The sequence below is a fragment of the Streptomyces sp. ISL-11 genome (assembly GCF_018614525.1).
Lineage (GTDB): Bacteria > Actinomycetota > Actinomycetes > Streptomycetales > Streptomycetaceae > Streptomyces.
In genome coordinates, this window is record NZ_JAGGOL010000131.1 from 1 (window position 1) to 1603 (window position 1603).

Here is a 1603-nt window from a genome sequence, read left to right on the forward strand (position 1 = left end):
GGCCCCGCAGGCCCGTACACCCGCAGGGCCCTGGCCGGCCCGTACACCCGCAGGGGCCCGGCGCCCGCCGGAACCCGGAGGTCCGGGGCATGGAGGGAGGCGGGTGCTGGTGTACGGGACCGGGCCGGGAGAGGTGAGAGCGGGAGGCTGGGGGCCAGCAGGCCAGGGCCTGCGTACGGGGCCCGGGTGACGGGTGACGGGTGACGGGCCCCTGGCGGGGACCCGCTACCGGGGGCGGCAGCAAGGCCCGGCGGCGGGACCTGGTGACCGGGGGCCGGTAGCCGGGGCCTGGTGGTGGAAGGTCAGGTGGTGGGGGTGTGGGGGTGGAAGACCGGCCAGTCGATGCGCGCGCCGCGCACGTGGGCATGGGCCAGGGCGGTGACCAGCGTGCGGGCCTCGGGACGGGCACGGCGCAGGGCGGGCAGCAGAGCGGCCCGCTCGGGGGCGGCCAGGCAGGACTTGGCCAGACCCGTCAGCGGGGCGTCGGGGCCGATCTCGAGATAGGTACGCACCCCCTGGTCCTCCAGGGTCCGCACGGCATCGGCGAAGCGGACGGCGCCCCGCACATGACGGACCCAGTACTCGGGCGTACGGATGTCCTTGTCCGCGGGCAGGCCGGTGAGGGTGGAGACCAGCGGGATGAGGGGCGCGGCGAAGACGGTGTCCTTGATCACCGCGTGGAAGTCCTGAAGGACCTCTTCCATCAGCGGTGAGTGGAAGGCGTGGCTGACGGGCAGCGCACGCGTTTTGCGGCCGGCGGCCTTGAGCTCGGCCACGATCTCCTCGACGCTCTCGCGGGCACCGGCCACCACCACCGAGGCAGGCCCGTTGACCGCGGCGATCCCCGCCCTGTCGGTACGGCCCGCCAGCAACGGCAGCACCTCCTCCTCACCCGCCAGGACCGCGACCATCACCCCGCCCGCGGGCAGCGCCTGCATCAGCCGACCCCGCGCGGCCACCAGCCGGGCCGCGTCCGGCAGGGACAGCACGCCGGCGGCATGCGCGGCGGCGATCTCACCGATCGAATGCCCCGCCATCACCTGCGGGCGCAAGCCCCCTGCGGCCAGGAGACGGAACAGCGCGACCTCCAGCGCGAACGTCGCCGGCTGGGTGAACTCCGTACGGTTGAGCACCGCCGGATCACTGTCGGCGAGGACCTCGCGCAGCGGACGGCTCAGATACCGGTCCAGGGCGTCGCACACCTCATCGAAGGCATCGGCGTAGGCGGGGAAGGACGCGTACAGCTCCTGGCCCATTCCCGGGCGCTGCGCGCCCTGACCGGTGAACAAGAAGGCCAGCCCCCCGCCCACGGGGCGGCCGGTGACCACGGCAGGAGCCGCCTTGCCCGCGGCCAGCGCCTCAAGCCCGCCCAGCGCCTCATCCCGGCCCGAGGCCACCACCACCGCCCGGTACCCGTCCACCACCCCACCAGCCGGACCCCCCGGCACACCAACCGCAGCCGCGGTATCGGTGGCGGTGGTGGTGGCGGTGGAGAGAGGGGTGGTGGTGAGAGGGGCGGTGGGGTCGGTGTGCAGGAGACCGTGCAGGCGGGCGGCCCGCGCACACAACTCCTCCGGTGTCGCGGCCGACAACAACAACGGCG

General features: G+C 74.5%; 1 protein-coding gene. It reads right to left on the bottom strand.

The features are described from left to right. Positions 1-302: 302 nt before the first annotated feature. A partial coding sequence (locus J7E86_RS24165; protein ID WP_215084154.1) for an acyltransferase domain-containing protein occupies positions 303-1603 on the bottom strand: 1301 nt, incomplete at its 5' end.